The sequence below is a fragment of the Asaia sp. W19 genome (assembly GCF_003994335.1).
Lineage (GTDB): Bacteria > Pseudomonadota > Alphaproteobacteria > Acetobacterales > Acetobacteraceae > Asaia.
Genome location: NZ_PNQZ01000025.1, coordinates 1 through 15,091, shown reverse-complemented (window position 1 = coordinate 15,091; position 15,091 = coordinate 1). Strand labels below are relative to the sequence as shown.

At 61.8% G+C, this 15,091-nt stretch carries 15 protein-coding genes; 9 read left to right on the top strand and 6 right to left on the bottom strand.

The features are described from left to right. Positions 1-166: 166 nt before the first annotated feature. Both C0V97_RS06015 and bfr read left to right on the top strand, forming a co-directional pair. The gene (locus C0V97_RS06015; RefSeq protein ID WP_127101698.1) at positions 167-1,996 is read left to right on the top strand and encodes a DEAD/DEAH box helicase; all 1,830 of its coding nucleotides are present in this window, start codon (positions 167-169) and stop codon (positions 1,994-1,996) included. Between the two features lie 331 nt (positions 1,997-2,327). Continuing rightward, the gene (bfr, locus tag C0V97_RS06010; protein ID WP_025885276.1) at positions 2,328-2,819 is read left to right on the top strand and encodes a bacterioferritin; all 492 of its coding nucleotides are present in this window, start codon (positions 2,328-2,330) and stop codon (positions 2,817-2,819) included. A gap of 117 nt (positions 2,820-2,936) precedes the next feature. Here bfr and C0V97_RS06005 read toward each other — a convergent pair whose 3' ends face one another. Both C0V97_RS06005 and hrcA read right to left on the bottom strand, forming a co-directional pair. After that, positions 2,937-3,167, bottom strand: a complete 231-nt coding sequence (locus C0V97_RS06005; RefSeq protein ID WP_127101696.1) for a bacterioferritin-associated ferredoxin — start codon at positions 3,165-3,167, stop codon at positions 2,937-2,939. A gap of 322 nt (positions 3,168-3,489) precedes the next feature. Further along, on the bottom strand, positions 3,490-4,536 hold the full coding sequence (gene hrcA, locus C0V97_RS06000) for a heat-inducible transcriptional repressor HrcA (protein WP_233582004.1): 1,047 nt from the start codon (positions 4,534-4,536) through the stop codon (positions 3,490-3,492). An 80-nt stretch (positions 4,537-4,616) separates the two neighbouring features. Here hrcA and C0V97_RS05995 point away from each other — a divergent pair, with 80 nt between their 5' ends. From C0V97_RS05995 to C0V97_RS05980, 4 genes are all read left to right on the top strand, one after another. Continuing rightward, positions 4,617-5,411 (top strand): MOSC domain-containing protein, encoded by a 795-nt coding sequence (locus C0V97_RS05995; protein ID WP_233582003.1) that lies wholly within the window; start codon positions 4,617-4,619, stop codon positions 5,409-5,411. Between the two features lie 101 nt (positions 5,412-5,512). Beyond that, positions 5,513-6,244: a ribonuclease PH gene (gene rph, locus C0V97_RS05990; RefSeq protein ID WP_127101691.1), complete on the top strand. Its 732-nt coding sequence runs from the start codon at positions 5,513-5,515 to the stop codon at positions 6,242-6,244. After that, a complete protein-coding gene (gene rdgB / locus C0V97_RS05985) occupies positions 6,241-6,858 on the top strand; it encodes an RdgB/HAM1 family non-canonical purine NTP pyrophosphatase (RefSeq protein WP_127101689.1) in 618 nt (205 codons plus the stop codon). The genes rph and rdgB overlap by 4 nt, the downstream gene beginning before the upstream one ends. Positions 6,859-6,889: 31 nt before the next feature. Next, the gene (locus tag C0V97_RS05980; RefSeq protein WP_127101686.1) at positions 6,890-7,636 is read left to right on the top strand and encodes a hypothetical protein; all 747 of its coding nucleotides are present in this window, start codon (positions 6,890-6,892) and stop codon (positions 7,634-7,636) included. Here the strand turns inward: C0V97_RS05980 and C0V97_RS05975 are convergent. Together C0V97_RS05975 and C0V97_RS05970 are read right to left on the bottom strand one after the other, a co-directional pair. Continuing rightward, positions 7,619-8,248, bottom strand: coding sequence for a LysE family translocator (locus tag C0V97_RS05975; protein ID WP_127101684.1), 630 nt, complete (start codon positions 8,246-8,248; stop codon positions 7,619-7,621). The two genes, C0V97_RS05980 and C0V97_RS05975, sit on opposite strands and share 18 nt — an antisense overlap. A gap of 263 nt (positions 8,249-8,511) precedes the next feature. Beyond that, a complete protein-coding gene (locus tag C0V97_RS05970; protein WP_370265151.1) occupies positions 8,512-10,317 on the bottom strand; it encodes an ABC transporter ATP-binding protein in 1,806 nt (601 codons plus the stop codon). A gap of 124 nt (positions 10,318-10,441) precedes the next feature. Between C0V97_RS05970 and nth the strand changes: the two genes are divergently transcribed. Together nth and C0V97_RS05960 are read left to right on the top strand one after the other, a co-directional pair. Next, a complete protein-coding gene (gene nth, locus C0V97_RS05965) occupies positions 10,442-11,128 on the top strand; it encodes an endonuclease III (RefSeq protein WP_233582001.1) in 687 nt (228 codons plus the stop codon). Continuing rightward, positions 11,125-11,412, top strand: coding sequence for a DUF1330 domain-containing protein (locus tag C0V97_RS05960; RefSeq protein ID WP_127101682.1), 288 nt, complete (start codon positions 11,125-11,127; stop codon positions 11,410-11,412). The genes nth and C0V97_RS05960 overlap by 4 nt, the downstream gene beginning before the upstream one ends. A gap of 48 nt (positions 11,413-11,460) precedes the next feature. Here the strand turns inward: C0V97_RS05960 and C0V97_RS05955 are convergent, their stop codons facing one another. Further along, the gene (locus C0V97_RS05955; protein ID WP_233582000.1) at positions 11,461-12,036 is read right to left on the bottom strand and encodes a M23 family metallopeptidase; all 576 of its coding nucleotides are present in this window, start codon (positions 12,034-12,036) and stop codon (positions 11,461-11,463) included. 361 nt (positions 12,037-12,397) lie between these two features. Between C0V97_RS05955 and C0V97_RS05950 the strand changes: the two genes are divergently transcribed. Then, positions 12,398-13,648, top strand: coding sequence for a sodium:proton antiporter (locus C0V97_RS05950; protein ID WP_127101680.1), 1,251 nt, complete (start codon positions 12,398-12,400; stop codon positions 13,646-13,648). Between the two features lies 1 nt (position 13,649). On the opposite strand, the gene C0V97_RS05945 is transcribed toward C0V97_RS05950, so the two are convergent. After that, a partial coding sequence (locus tag C0V97_RS05945; protein WP_158625353.1) for a ComEC/Rec2 family competence protein occupies positions 13,650-15,091 on the bottom strand: 1,442 nt, incomplete at its 5' end.

Sequence of the window (15,091 nt, the reverse complement as noted above, 5' to 3'; positions counted from 1 at the left end):
GTCACATCCAGGAGAGAAGCCTTTTCGGCAGCTCTGCCGTTTAATCCTAGATTTCGGCTCGCATATTCTTTATTGACCGCCTTCCTTACGCCGCGAGCCACGCTCGGACAGCGCATTCCTGTTACGGCGTTCCCCCTTCGCATAGTCCTGATCGAGTCCGAACCGCATGCCCTTTCCCGATACCGTCCCGTCTCTCAGTCGCGCTCTGGCGGCACGCGGATATGAAACACCGACCGCCGTGCAGGAAGCTGTGTTGCAGCCGGGGCTGGAGACACGCGATCTGCTCGTTTCAGCGCAGACGGGATCGGGCAAGACGGTCGCTTTTGGTCTTGCCTTCGCCCCGACCCTCATTCCCGAGGGTAGTGAGCGCCTCCCCCCCGCGAACAGCCCTCTGGCTCTGGTGATCGCCCCGACGCGTGAACTCGCGCTTCAGGTGCAGAGCGAATTGCAGTGGCTTTATGCCGAGACAGGCGCGCGGATCGTGAGCTGCATCGGTGGTACGGATGCGCGCCGCGAAGCACGCAACCTGTCCAACGGTGCGCATATCGTGGTGGGGACACCGGGCCGTCTGTGCGACCATCTGTCGCGCGGCGCCCTGAACCTGTCGGATCTGCGCGTCGTGGTTCTCGACGAAGCCGACGAGATGCTCGATCTTGGCTTCCGCGAAGAGCTGGAGCAGCTTCTGGACGCCGCTCCCAAAGAGCGTCGCACGCTGCTTTTCTCGGCGACCATTGCCAAGGAAATCGCCAATCTGGCACGTCGTTTTCAAAAGAACGCTGAGCGGATCAACACGGTATCAACCAGCAAACAGCATGACGACATCACTTATAAATGTGTACTGACGTCGCCCAATGATATCGGCCGCGGGATCGTGAACGTACTGCGTTACTACGAGAGCCCCACGGCCATGCTGTTCTGCAACACGCGCGCCATGGTCGCGCAGGTGCAGGCAGCCCTGGTCGAGCGCGGCTTTGCCTCGGTCGCAATTTCGGGCGAGATGGGTCAGAACGAACGCTCGCGCGCCATCGAGGCCCTGCGTTCGGGTGTTGCCCGCGTATGCGTGGCGACCGACGTAGCCGCTCGCGGCATCGATATTCCGGCTCTTTCTCTGGTCATCCACGCCAATATGCCGAGCGAGGCCGCAACCCTGCTGCACCGTTCGGGCCGTACGGGCCGCGCCGGACGCAAGGGCACCTGCGTGGTGATGGTACCGGTCAATCAGCGTCGCAAGGCAGAGCGTCTGCTCTCCTACGCCAAGATCAGCAATGCCGAGTGGGAGAGCGTTCCCTCGGCTGACGCAATTCTGGAGCAGGATGCGAAGCGCCTCATGGAAGACGAGACGCTCTTCGCGCCTTCACAGGCGAATGAAGACGCGCTGGCGTCGCAGCTTGCCGATGTCCATGACGCTCATCAGCTCGCGACCGCTCTGGTCCGCCTCTACAAGAGTCGTCTGCCAAGCGTCGAGTCCATTCGCCCTGTCAGCGTTGATGCCTCGGCGCGTGGCACCCGTGACGATCGCGCTCCGCGTGAATTCACCGGCCGCGTGGACCGTCTCGGGGGTGAGTGGTTCAGCCTCGCCATCGGACGTAACGAACGTGCCGACCCGAAATGGCTCGTGCCTCTGATCTGCCGTCTGGGCGGCGTGACCAAGAGCGAGATCGGGGCGATCCATATCGATGTGGAGCACACCCTGTTCGAAATCGCTCCCGATAGCGCCGAGCGTTTCCGGTCCTGCGTGGCAGGTGCGGATGCTGACGAAGCAAAGATCGAACCCGCTTCGGCACCGACCGGCCCGTCCGCTCCGCCGCGTGGACCGCGCCGCCCGCGTGAAGGGGGCTTTGCGCCCCGTGGCAAGGGGGGTTTCCGTGGGGATCGCGGTGGCGACCGTGGCGGGGATCGCGGCGAGCGCGGTGGTGACCGGGGCGGGGATCGTCCGTCCTTCCGCAAGGGCAGCAATGTCGGCAACGGCAAGGGCTCTTCGCGCAAGCGCTACTGATCTTTCCGCCCTCCCCTTGATACAAGCCTGCCCTGTCAGGCCCAATAGTGGGCGCGCCTCGCATGTGCTCCTTAAAACGCCCCGCCTCGTGCGGGGCGTTTTGCGTTTGAGAGGCAGAGTCAGAATATGGGATGTTGTTGCGACTGAAAATCAACTTCGTTTATTGATTCTGTAGAAATAAAGAGAGTCATTCTCAACACCGATACTTTTATTATCATCAAAGTTATTTCTGTTGCACCGATATCTTTTCCATGCTTGAAGGACTGCACACAGCCTGTCAGGGACAGCCTTGTGCTGCCCCATCGCCACAGGACAGAGAAAGGAGCATTCCATGCTGAAGGACCCGAAAGTCGTCGAGCATCTGAACATTCAGCTGACGAACGAACTGACCGCCATCAACCAGTACTTCCTGCATGCGCGCACGCTGAACCACTGGGGCGTGACCAAGCTCGGCAAGAAGGAATATGACGAGTCCATCGAAGAGATGCGTCATGCCGACTGGCTGATCGAGCGCATCCTGTATCTGGGCGGCCTGCCGAACGTGCAGCGCCTGAACCAGATCCTGATCGGCGAGAGCGTCGAGGAAATCCTGGCCTGCGATCTCAAGCTTGAAGAGAAGGCTCTGGCTGATCTGCGCGAAGGCATCGCTTATTGCGAAAGCGTGCGTGACTACGTGTCGCGTGATCTGCTGATCCGCATCCTCGCCAACGAGGAAGAGCATGAGGACTTCATTGATCGCCAGTTCGACCTGATCAAGCAGGTCGGTATCCAGCGCTACATCACGCTGAACTCCTCGCCGGCTCCCGAACAGACGGCAGAGTAAGCGTTTCGGCACTCAACGCTGGGTCAGCTGTGTCCCTCGAGGATCCAGGTTGCGAAGATGAGATGGAGAACCCGTCAGCCGAGAGGCTGGCGGGTTTTCTTTTAGGTCCGCCCCCATTCAGGCGTAGGCGACACTACCCACACCCTGATCAACAGGGGCGAAGGCCATTGCGGCCTCCTTGCGTTCACGAATGAGGCTGCGCAAAGCGCACACGACGCCCGGTACGCAATTGCCGCACTGCGCCTTGCAGCCCTTGGAGGCATAAACCTCCTTGGGTCGTGAGGCGCCCCGACGAACGGCGTCGGCGATATCATGATTGGTCAGGGCGTTACACGAACAGACGATCATCAGCCATTCCACTCCAGAACGGCACGACCCTAACAGCATATGAGAATAATTCTCAATATATAAATTGCGAGCGATTCTTAAAAAACATGTCAGCCCGCCCTCACCTCTCTGAGGAAGAGCGGCAGACGGAGTTCAGCTGCTCGTCGATCTACGGCCCTCTTCTCCCTATCCATCCACCGCCTGTGAATCGCGGGGCAGGACCTTGCTCATCCAGCTCTCACGCACGGGATCGGCATTCGCGCTGGAGCTATTACCCGTATGGCGCCCCTGATGGCAGAGCCCGTCGTCAGGAAACCCCTTTTCTGGACCGGAGCATCCGAAATCAGCTCAGCAAGCGTCCGATCACGCGCGCCGTGTAATCCACGACGGGTACGATACGCCCGTAATTGAGGCGCGTCGGCCCGATCACCCCGATCGCACCGACAATACGATTCTGTTCGTTACGCGCCGGAGCCACCACCATCGACACGCCCGACATGCCGAAAAAACCGCTTTCCGCCCCGATATAGATCCGCACACCATCGGATTCCTGCGCGAGTTGCAGCAAACGCAACATCGTTTCCTGCGCCTCGAGACGCTCGAACAGCATTTGTATCGTGGTGAGCTTTTCGATCTCGGTGATATCGGTCAGGAGGTTGCCCTGACCGCGCAGATAGAGCGTGCCATGCTGCTCGTCCCACATGGCCAGACCGCTCTCGATCACACTCGTGGCAAGCGCATCGAGATCGGAGCGATTCTGCTGCAGATGCTCCGACACACGTTGGCGTAGCGCCGTGAGCGTCACATCGCCCAAAAGGGAATTCAGGTAATTCCCAGCCTCGACCAGAGCCGAAGGCGGTAATCCAGGCGGCGTTTCGATCACCCGATTCTCGACCTGGCCATCGGCCGCCACCAGAATGACCAGCGCCTTGCCCGGCCCAAGGGCCACGAATTCAATATGCTTGAGCGCACCATCACCCTTTGGTGCCAGCACCAGACCGGCGGCTGCCGAGAGGCCTGACAGCATGGTTGAGGCCTCGGCAAGGGTCTCCTGCATCGAGCGCCCCCTCAATGCGAGACGCCCCGCAATCTGGGCCCTTTCCGTTTCGTCCAGCGCGCCGAATTGCAGGAGGCCATCGACAAACAGCCTTACCCCCTTCTCGGTCGGGAGGCGCCCTGCCGAAACATGCGGGCTGAACAAGAGCCCTGCCTGGGTCAGCTCTGCCATCACATTGCGTATGGTCGCCGGGGAAAGAGAAGGTGTAAGGCGTTGGGCCAGGGTCTTGCTGGCGACAGGATCACCCGTTTCCATATACTGTTCGACAATCTCGCGCAGCACGCTGGCTGACCGCGCATCCATGCCGCCCGGCAGGTTGGAGAGATCGATCATGCCCTGCCCTTTCGCGTGACCCGCCCGACGAGAAAGGCCATGGTCTGCCTGCCTCAAATTCCGGATCTGGAGTCGTGACCGTGACCCGTATTGCAGCCTTATATATTCATCCTGTCAAAAGCCTGCATCGGATCGATGTCGAGCGGATGGATCTCGACCCCTGGGGCCCCAGAGGGGACAGGCGCTGGCTGGTCATCACACCCGACGGGCGGTTCATGACGCAGCGTCAGTTTCCGGCGATGGCGCTGATCCTGACGCGGCTCGATGGCGAGATCCTGACCCTGAGCGCGGCACAGGACCCTGGCCTTACCCTCAGCGTAGCGCCCCCTGCCCCCGACGCCCACGCGCGCACTGTCAGCGTCTGGAAGGATCACGCCATTGCGGCACGTGATGCCGGAGATGAGGCGGCAGACTGGCTGAGTGCGCAGCTCGATACCCCGTGCCGTCTGGTGCATATGGCTGAGCCGGACCGAGCCCGACCGACGGATTTCGGCAGTGTGAGTTTTGCCGATGGCTTTCCCCTGCTCGTCACCAATACGGCCTCGCTGGACGATCTGAATACGCGACTTGGGGAGCCTGTTCCGATGGAACGCTTTCGGCCCAATATCGTGATCGAGAGCGAAACGCCCTGGGGGGAAGATGACTGGACCCGGCTGCGTATCGGAGCGGTCGAGCTGGAACTCGTCAAGCCTTGCAGCCGCTGCATCGTGACGACCATCGATCAGGAAACCGGCGTGATCCCCGTACCGAGAGAGCCGCTCAAGACCCTGACCGGGTTTCGCTTCCGCCCTGGTGGTGTGATGTTCGGGGAGAATGCCGTGATCGGCCGGAGCGGGTCGATCGGGCTGGGCGATGTCGTGGAAATCCTGGGCTGAGCAGAGACGCGCCCAGGGCCGTCGGCTTTGTCAATCCGGGTCTGACGCGCTAAGGCTGCACCGAGCATGCGCGCCTGCGCCACTGAGTGAGGAAAAATCCGATGTCCAGCCCCCGCCCTTCAGGCCGCAAGGCCGATGAAAACCGTCCTGTCTCGATCGAGCCGGGCTTCGCCCGCCATGCCGAGGGCTCGGTTCTGATCCGCGTGGGCGGTACGGAGGTGCTCTGCGCGGCCTCCATCGAAAATCGCGTGCCGCCCTTCCTGCGTGGGCAGGGCCAGGGCTGGATCACCGCAGAATACGGCATGCTGCCGCGCGCCACCCATACGCGTGGCAACCGCGAGGCCGCTAAGGGCAAGCAATCGGGCCGCACGCAGGAAATTCAGCGCCTTATTGGCCGTGCCCTGCGCGCCTGTGTCGATCTGCGCGCTTTGGGTGAAATGACCATCACGCTTGATTGCGACGTGCTGAACGCCGATGGCGGCACGCGTTGTGCTGCCATTACCGGTGCCTGGGTGGCTCTGGCCATTGCGCTGGACAAGCAGGTGAAGGCGGGTGTGCTCAAGCGTTCGCCTTTGCGTGCTCAGGTGGCCGCCGTCTCTTGCGGTCTGACCGAAGCCGGCGCGGTGCTCGATCTCGATTATATCGAGGACAGCTCTGCCCAGGCCGATACGAATTTCGTCCTGACCAGTGAGGGCGGCATCGTCGAGATTCAGGGCACGGCCGAAGACGCCCCCTTCTCCGAGACTGAGTTCAATGCCCTCATGGCGCTCGCCAAGACCGGCACGGCACGTCTGTTCGACGCGCAGCGCGCTGCACTTAAGGGCGTTGCATGAGCGAGGCAGAAGCGCCCCGTCGCCTGCATCCTGGCCAGCGCATTGTGCTGGCCAGTCATAACAAGGGCAAGCTGGTCGAATTCCAGGCCCTTCTGGCCGGGAGCGGTATCGAAATCGTCTCTGCTGCCGAACTCGCTTTGCCTGAGCCTGAGGAAACGGCTGACAGCTTTGAGGGCAACGCCGCCATCAAGGCGCTTGCCGCGTCAGAAGCCACAGGCCTGCCTGCGCTCTCGGATGATTCCGGTTTCTGCGTTTCGGCTCTGAATGGCCGACCTGGCGTGTATTCCGCACGCTGGGCCGGTCCGGACGGGGACATGATGCATGCCATGCAGCGTGTTCATGACGAAATGGGCGCACATGAAGACCGCTCGGCGGCTTTCGTGGCTGTGCTCTGTCTGGCATGGCCCGATGGCGTGACGCGCTTTGTCGAAGGACGCTGCTCGGGTCAGGTCTGCTGGCCCCCGCGGGGCGACAAGGGTCACGGATATGACCCGATTTTCGTCCCGGAGGGCGAGCGCCGCAGTTTTGCCGAACTCTCGGCGGATGAGAAGAATGCGACCAGCCATCGGGGTCGCGCGTTGGCGCGGTTTCTGGAAAGCTGTGTCGCGCCATAGACATGCTGAAGCCCCTGCAGGAGTCATCCCCATGAAGAGCCCCTTCCTTCTCGCTGCCTGTGCGCTCGCTCCCTTCATGGCGGCGTCGCAGATGGTCGCTTTTGCTGCCCCTGCAGTTCCCTCGTTCGACCCTGCCGGCTTCGAGCTGCGCGAGACCAAGGCGTTCAGCATTGCCGTGGAGCCTGCCGCCTCACTCGGCGAGAAGCAGAACCTCGCTCAGGGGACGGCTCCGTATCGTCTGGTGCCGGGCGGCATCGTGCTGAGCAGCGAGGCACGCAAGCCAACAGCCTATCATGCCCGCCAGCCGCGCACCGAATTGTCAGAAATCCGCCCCTGGCGGGTACAGGATGCAAGCGCGTCGCTCGATACCACGATCCATATCGACCGCTTTCCCAAGCGCGGCTCGGTCATTCTGGCAGAGCTTGGGCCTGATGACGATAACGCGCCCGTCATGCGCATTCTGGTTGATGGCGATCGCATCGTCCTGCACGGTCAGATCAACGAGGCGACTGCCAATGGCATGACGCTCGGCACACTGGACTCGACCCATAGCGCGCATATCGTGCTCCAGACCCGTCCGGACGGGTTGGTAGGCACCGAGATCAACGGGACGCAGAGCCAGTTCCACCTTGCGCCCAAGGCGCTCGCCATTCCGGTCATGTTCCGCACCGGGGCTCACGTCGTGGATGACATCGGCACGACGCCCGACCAGGTGGTGGTCACGCTCACCGGGCTGAGCGCCCGCCACGGTGTCGCCTCATCACGCCTTCGCTCGTAAGATCACGATCCCGAACGCCACGAACACGATGGCGGTCAGACGGTTGAATGCCCGTCTGACCGGTCGGCGCGCCAGAAAGCGCGAGAGCGAACGGCCACCCAACCCGTAAACCGTCAGCCACAACCCATCCGAAAACAGATAGGTCACGACCAGAATGCCGAATTGCGGCAGGACAGGCTGATGATGATCGATGAACTGCGGAAAAAACGCCGCCGCGAAAAGCAGCAATTTCGGATTGCTGATCCCGACCAGAAATCCGGTGCGATACAGCATGAAAGGGGTCATGACCGCACGCCCTTCCACCAGCGCCTCGGGCTGCTCGGGATCATCGCTTGCCCGCCAGGCCTTGATACCCAGATAGACCAGATATCCTGCCCCTGCGTACCGGATGATCGCGAATAGATGCGGCATGGCCACCAGCACCGCCCCGATCCCGACCACCGAAAGCACGAGAGCCAGGAGCAACGCGCTGATACAGCCCGCCATGGCAGCGATACTGCGCCTGAACCCCACCTGAACGCTTCGGCTCAGCACGTGCATCATGTTCGGCCCCGGTGTAGCCGAGATGAAGAACACGGTGACGACAAAGAGCCACCAGGTTTGCAGGGTCATGATTGACGTCCCTTAGTCTTGCAGGAGGGAAAAATGTGCACACGAACCCTGCCACAGCCCACCGCGCCTGAAAGCCCATAAAATGCGCGGAGGCTTTCGAAGTCCCCTCGATGAAGATCCGGACGATGAAGCGCCCGTGCGAACCCAATCGTCTCACTCGGCCTCAGGGCCGTAGCGGACGCGCCCTGATCGCCCCCTCCTGATCATGCTCTGACAGGAGTGTCTGCTCGCCCCGCAGGGCAGTGCAGGATGCATGTTACGGCCTAGCCCTCGAGAGACTGGAGTTCGAACAGACGGCGATAGATCCCGCCCTCGCGCTGCACGAGCGCGCCATGGGTTCCGTCTTCCATCAGCTTGCCCTTGCTGAAGACCAGAATACGATCGAGTTCCATGACCGTGGAAAGACGATGGGCCACTACGATGACGGTACGTCCGGCCATCAGGCGGTGCATGGCGTCCTGCACCAGAGCTTCGGACTCGGAGTCGAGACTGGACGTCGCCTCGTCGAAGATGAGCAAAGGCGCATCGGCCAGAAAGGCACGGGCGATGGCCACGCGCTGGCGCTCGCCGCCCGACAGCTTGACGCCGCGCTCCCCGACGAGCGTGGCATAGCCTTCCGGCAGGCGCTCGATGAACGTGCTGGCATTGGCCAGACGCGCCGCCCGCTCGATTTCGGCCTGGGTCGCACCGGGGCGCGCATAAGCGATGTTCTCGGCGAGGGAACGGTGAAAGAGCATGGGCTCCTGCGGCACGATGGCGATACGTGCGCGCAGCGATTCCTGCGTGACGTCGCGGATATTCACATCATCGATCAGCACGCGCCCGTCGCTCGTATCGTACAGGCGCTGGATGAGCTTGGTGAAGGTGGTCTTGCCCGAACCGCTCGGCCCGACCAGCGCCACACGTGAACCCGGCTCGATCGAGACATCAAGATGTTCGTATAGCGGCGTGTCCTGTCCGGGATACTGGAAGGTCACGTTCTCGAAGCGGACGCGCCCCTCGGTAAAGGCGGCCTTGCAGGCGCCTTTACGGTCCTGGACACCGGGCGCCTCGTCGAAAATCGCAACAAGCTCTTCCATCTCATTGACCGAGCGCTGCACCTGGCTCACCTGCTGGCCGAGATCGCGCAGATAGCCCTGCACGAGAAACACCATGGTCAGCACATAGGCCACATCGCCCGGCCCCGCCTTGCCCTGCCACCACTGCCAGACGATAAGCGCGACGAGTGACATGCGCATGACCAGCGAGGCAAAGCCCTGCAGATTGGCGCTGTTCGTTCCCCTGATCCAGGTACGTGCGGTGCGCGCGCTCCATGCACGCAGAACACGCCCGAGACGGCGCTCCTCGCGATGCTCGGCACCGAATGCCTTGACCACGGCGTTGCAGGTTACGGCATCGGCAATGGCTGCCCCTACTTTCGTGTCCCAACGATTGGCCGAGCGGGCGGAGGGCGCGACATAGCGCAGCGTCAGCACCACGGAGAGCCAGGTAAAGAGCACTACCGAGAGCGCAAGCACCGCCCCCATGAAAGGGGAATGCCAGGCCAGAACGAGCGTGGTGCCGGTCAGGACCAGCACTTCCGGTGCGATCAGCAGGAGCAGCGTGTCATCCAGGGTGTCGATGGCCCACATGCCGCGTGTGAGCTTGCGCACGGTGGAGCCGGCGAAATTATTGGCATGCCAGTCGGTCGAGAAGCGCTGAACGCGTGCAAAGCCCTGCGACAGGGCGCGCTGCATGATGGCAAGGCTGAGATGAGTGATCCCCAGATAGGAGGAGCGCCGCCCGAGCAGTCCGACCAGCCCGAGCGCAATCAGCCCGCCCACCATCAGAAGCGCGTCGTTGCGGAGCGCGGTCTGAGCCGCATCATGCGGCACGCCGCCCGCATGACTGGAAATATCGGTAACGAGGCGACCCGACAGCACAGGTGTCGCGACATCGGCAATGGTCGCGAGCCCGATCCCGAGCACGGTACGTGTCAGAAAAGCCGGATGCTCCAGCCAGCGACGCATGACGAAGCGCACGATATCGACAAACGCGATGTCGCGCTTGTGGCGGGTAGTCTGGTCAATGTCGGACACGAAAGAAAGCTCCTCCGCCTGACGATCGACCGGGCGGGCATACTGGAAGTCTCGGGCGGGAAGCGCTTATTGTGGGGTGTCGAACGCCCTTATGCAACATGATGAAATGGTTCTGATGTCTCTTCCTTCGGCCAGGCGGGCCATGACCCGCGCGCAGGCCCGCCAGTTCATCACCGCCCTTGCCGAGTCCATGCCCGATGCCGAGAGCGAGCTGGTTTACACCGACGCCTTTTCGCTTCTGGTGGCCGTTGTCCTCTCGGCGCAGGCAACGGATAAATCGGTCAACAAGGTCACGATCGGGCTCTTTCGCGACGCGCCCGATGCCCGTGCCATGGTGGCTCTGGGGGAAGAGGGTATTGCCGCGCATATCCGGACGATCGGACTGTGGCGCGCAAAGGCGAAAAACGTACTCAGGCTCTCGGAGCAGCTTCTGGCCCTGCATGGTGGCGAGGTTCCCTCAGACCGCGCCGCGCTGGAGGCTCTGGCCGGGGTTGGACGCAAGACGGCGAGCGTCGTGCTGAACGTGATGTTCGGCGAGAGTGCCATGGCGGTGGACACGCATATTTTCCGGCTTGGAAACCGCACCGGGCTGGCGCCGGGCAAGACGACGCGCGCTGTCGAAGAGGGGCTGATCAAGCGTATCCCGCCTGACATGCTCCGCCCCTCACATCACTGGCTGATCCTGCATGGCCGTTACGTGTGCAAGGCACGCAGTCCTGAATGCGGACGCTGCGTTGCCTTCACGCCTTGCCTTTTCCCGCTCAAGGCCCAGATCAGCAGCAGCAAAGGAGAAGCTGGATGAGCACCTATATCGTCTTTACGCGTGAAGAAATTCTCGATCCTGAGGAGATGGCGACCTATTCGCGTCTCGTCGGCGAAACGTTCAAGGGCCACCCGGTCAAGATTCTGGCTGCCTATGGCGACCAGGAGACCCTTGAAGGCACCGGTCCCGATGGCGTGGTGATTGTCGAGTTCCCCGATCGTGAGTCGGCTCTGGCCTGGTATGACGGTGAGGCCTATCGCAAGGTGCGCGAGCATCGCTTTGCCGGTGCGAAATATCGCGCGACAATCGTCGAAGGCGTATAATCCGGTTGGGATCGTTGTTTGAGCCGTCCGGGGGCGGCTCAAACAAGCCTAATTGGCGCGAAGTGCCGGGACGGCCCCCATGGCCTTGAGGTCCCAGCGGATCTGGAACGGCTCCGTGCCCTTATAGGCACCGACATGCACATGTGGGTTGCGCGCAAATCCATTGTTACCGTCGAGGGCTACGACATCCCCGGCTCTAACATGATCGCCCGGTTTGACGCGGATATCGGTGATATGAGCGTAGACGACGTTCAGGCCGTCAGCGCGTTGGAACAGGATGATACTTGCGGGTGGCTTGCCCATGCTGCCGGGCAGATTGGTGACCGGATTCACGTGAACGAAGGTCACGACTGAGTCGAACGGCGCGTGAACTTCCTTATGCCAGCCATACCAGTCTTCGTTTTTCTCACCCAGTCCCCGGTAGAACCTGTTGTAGCCGTGCGTCTCATCCGTGGCGCCCCCCACAATCATGCAATCCGTTCCCAAGGCATCGCCTGCTCCCGGTAACTGGCCCAGCGGATGCTCGCCACAAGCAAAAGGCTCGTGGAAAAGAGGGGCGAGCGTGACCTCACGTATCGGATCGGAAGGCTTGGCCAGATCCCCTAGTCCCGGCGGCAGACCCATGGATCGCAATTCCCGCTGATAGGCGGCAAGCGCGCTTTTATCTGAGGGTGCGGCCTGAGCACGCGATACAGCATGAGGTAGTGCCGTCATAAGGAGGGTGATGCAGATTGTTTTTGCGATCTTTCCCGTCTTGCCCATACAGATGTCCTCCGTTGATGCGAAACCAACCGACACTTTGTGTCCTGTTTCGAGGCTAGGCCCATAGGACAGGTCATCGCAATGGACGGAATGGGAGAGGATGCTCAGCAGGGCAAAGCCTGGTCGCTCGGATGACATAATGTGAGAAGCTGGACGAAGGGCGTGCGTTCACGTTTCCTTGCGGTAAAACGACCCTCCCCGGCACCAGCGACGAAGAGATTCCATGTCATCACTCAGCCTTTTCGCGATCCTGCTGACGCTCTGCACGATTTGCGGCATCCTGAACTACAAGCTGCTCAAACTGCCCATGACGATCGGCATTCTTCTAATCGCGCTGGTGATGTCTCTGATCGTCAAGGGGCTGGATATCGCCCTGCCGAGCGTGGATCTGCACACCTTGCCCATGACGATCCTCGCTTCGGCCGATCTGCCAGGCAATCTGCTGGATGGGGCGCTGTCATTTCTGCTTTTCGCCGGGGCGCTTCAGGTCGATACGCGTCATCTGATGGAGCGGAAATTCTCGGTCTTCTTTCTCGCCATCGTCGGCACCATTCTTGCCGTCTTCATGCTGGGTGGGGCCATGTACTGGGTGATGGCGCAGGTGGGGCTGCCGGTGCCTTTCCTGTGGTGCGTGGTGCTCGGCGCGATCCTCGCGCCAACCGATCCGGTTTCGGTGGTGGGCATGCTGCGCCGCCTCGGACTGCCCGGCCCCATCCAGGCGATCTTTGCCGGAGAGAGCCTGTTCAATGACGGGGTGAGCATCGTCATCTTCGGTCTCGCCATGACACTGGTCACGGGCGAAGCGCATCACCTTACCCTCATGGACGCCGCCGAAGCCTTCGGGGTCGAAGCGGTGGGCGGAGCGGGGCTGGGCTTTGTGGCAGGGCTGATCGGCTTGCTGTGTTTCCGTGCAGCAAGGGACAGCCATCTGCAATTGCTCGTCTCGCTCAGTCTGGCCGCAGGCACGTTCAGCCTTGCTCATGCACTTGGAATGTCCGGTCCAATTGCCGTGGTGGTGGCCGGGCTGTGCCTCGGGAGCGAACGCGCCAAGAGCAGCATGGACGACCATGCACGTGAGGAGCTCAACAGCTTCTGGACACTCGTCGACGAGATCCTGAATGCGCTTTTGTTCCTGATGATCGGTTTCGAGGTTCTGGCCGCCATTCCCAGCCTGCGCGCCTTCTGGGCGCTTCTTCTCGGGATTCCGCTTTCCATCGCGGCGCGCGCGCTCAGCGTGTTTCTGGCCATCCTGCCGATCCATCTCTATGGCGAGGATCGCGGGCGCATGCTGGCGGTACTGACCTGGGGCGGCCTGCGCGGGGGAATTTCGCTCTCCCTCGCTCTCACCCTGCCGCCGGGGCCGATGAAGGATATCCTCGCGCCAATCTGCTATGGAATCGTGGTGTTCACTATTTTGGTGCAGGGCCTGACAATGGAGCGTGTCGCGTTGCGCTTCTATCCCAAGAACTCCTGACCTATTCCGACAGGGCCTGGGGCAGGTTGGGTACGCCCCGAAACCCTACTCGTGGCACCCAGAGCCGTTCCCCGCGCCATGAGCGGTCCGAACGGATCTCCAGTTTCCCCTGGCGGGGAATGATCAGGACAGCCCCATCCCGCCAGACGGTAAACCGATCGATGAACCGACCCGGCTGACATCCTGCGGGCAGGGGCTGCGCAGTGATGACGAACCCGTCATGCTGACAGGCCGCGCCCCATTCTTCAGGCGACAGGGGCGCAAGCCAGATCCATAGTCGCTGACCAGGATAGGAGAGAGTGCAGCGCGCTCCCGTGCACGAGGCTGCGTCATTTATCCCGCGCATCGGGCCGGGCCATGCCTGCATCCAGGCGTCGAGCACCCTGTTTTCCAGCCCGCCATGGGCACCGACCACCCAGCGACGATTCTCGGAAAAGGCGATCAGACCGGCATCGGGTGAAATCAGCACCAGAGGCCAGGGGCTCAGAAACGGAGAAACGAGCCCGGCCACGACCGGCACAAGAAAGCCGAAACGCGCCCTCCCTCGCCATAGACACAATCCGGTCAGCCCAAGCACATAGAGTGCAAGCCCTTTACCTCCTATGACCGGGACTGCGACATGGGCCAGAGGCAGGGCCGCCACCCAGTCAGCAATCAAGGAGATCAGGCCGATCCCCTGCCCCATGACCCAGAGTGGTATGGCGGCCAGACCGAAAGGCATGAGCAAAAGCGCCACCAGCCCGGCTGGCATGACGCAGAACGCTGCAACAGGTACCGCCACCAGATTGGCGATGATGAACCAGGGCTGAAAACTCCCGAACCCAGCCATGACCAACGGCAATGTCGCCCCGCCTGCGAGGGCGCTGGTCAGGGAGAGTAGGATCAGATGATGACCGATCCCCCCTTTTATCCCTCGCTCGGCACGACTGATGAACCAGGGGCGGAGCGCCTCATATCCTGCAACAAGTGCCATGACAGCCGCAAAGGACATCTGGAACGACAGATCGAGGACCAGAACAGGAGACGCGATGAGCAGGATCAGCGCCACAACGGCGAGGGAGCGCATGGACAGCACCCGCCGTCCGGCCAGCAAAGCCAGACTGGCGAGGCCAGCCATGCCGAGGCTGCGCAAAGCTGGCAGATGAAATCCGGTAAGCGCAACATAGGCCATCCCGATAAGCAAGGCGACCAGAGCCGCGATTTCCCGGCAGGGCACCCTCAGACCGAGCCATGGCCAGAGCACAAGAGCCTGACGGGTGGCAATGAAAGCCACGCCCATGACAAGCCCCAGATGCAGCCCGGCTACCGCAAGGATATGGGCCAGTCCCGATGCCGCATAGGCCGTACGCGTGACCTTGCTGATCCCCTCACCATGGCCAGCGAGCAAGGTAGCCGCGATGGCGGCACCTTGTCCGGCAAGATGACGGTCGATCTCCGTCASWA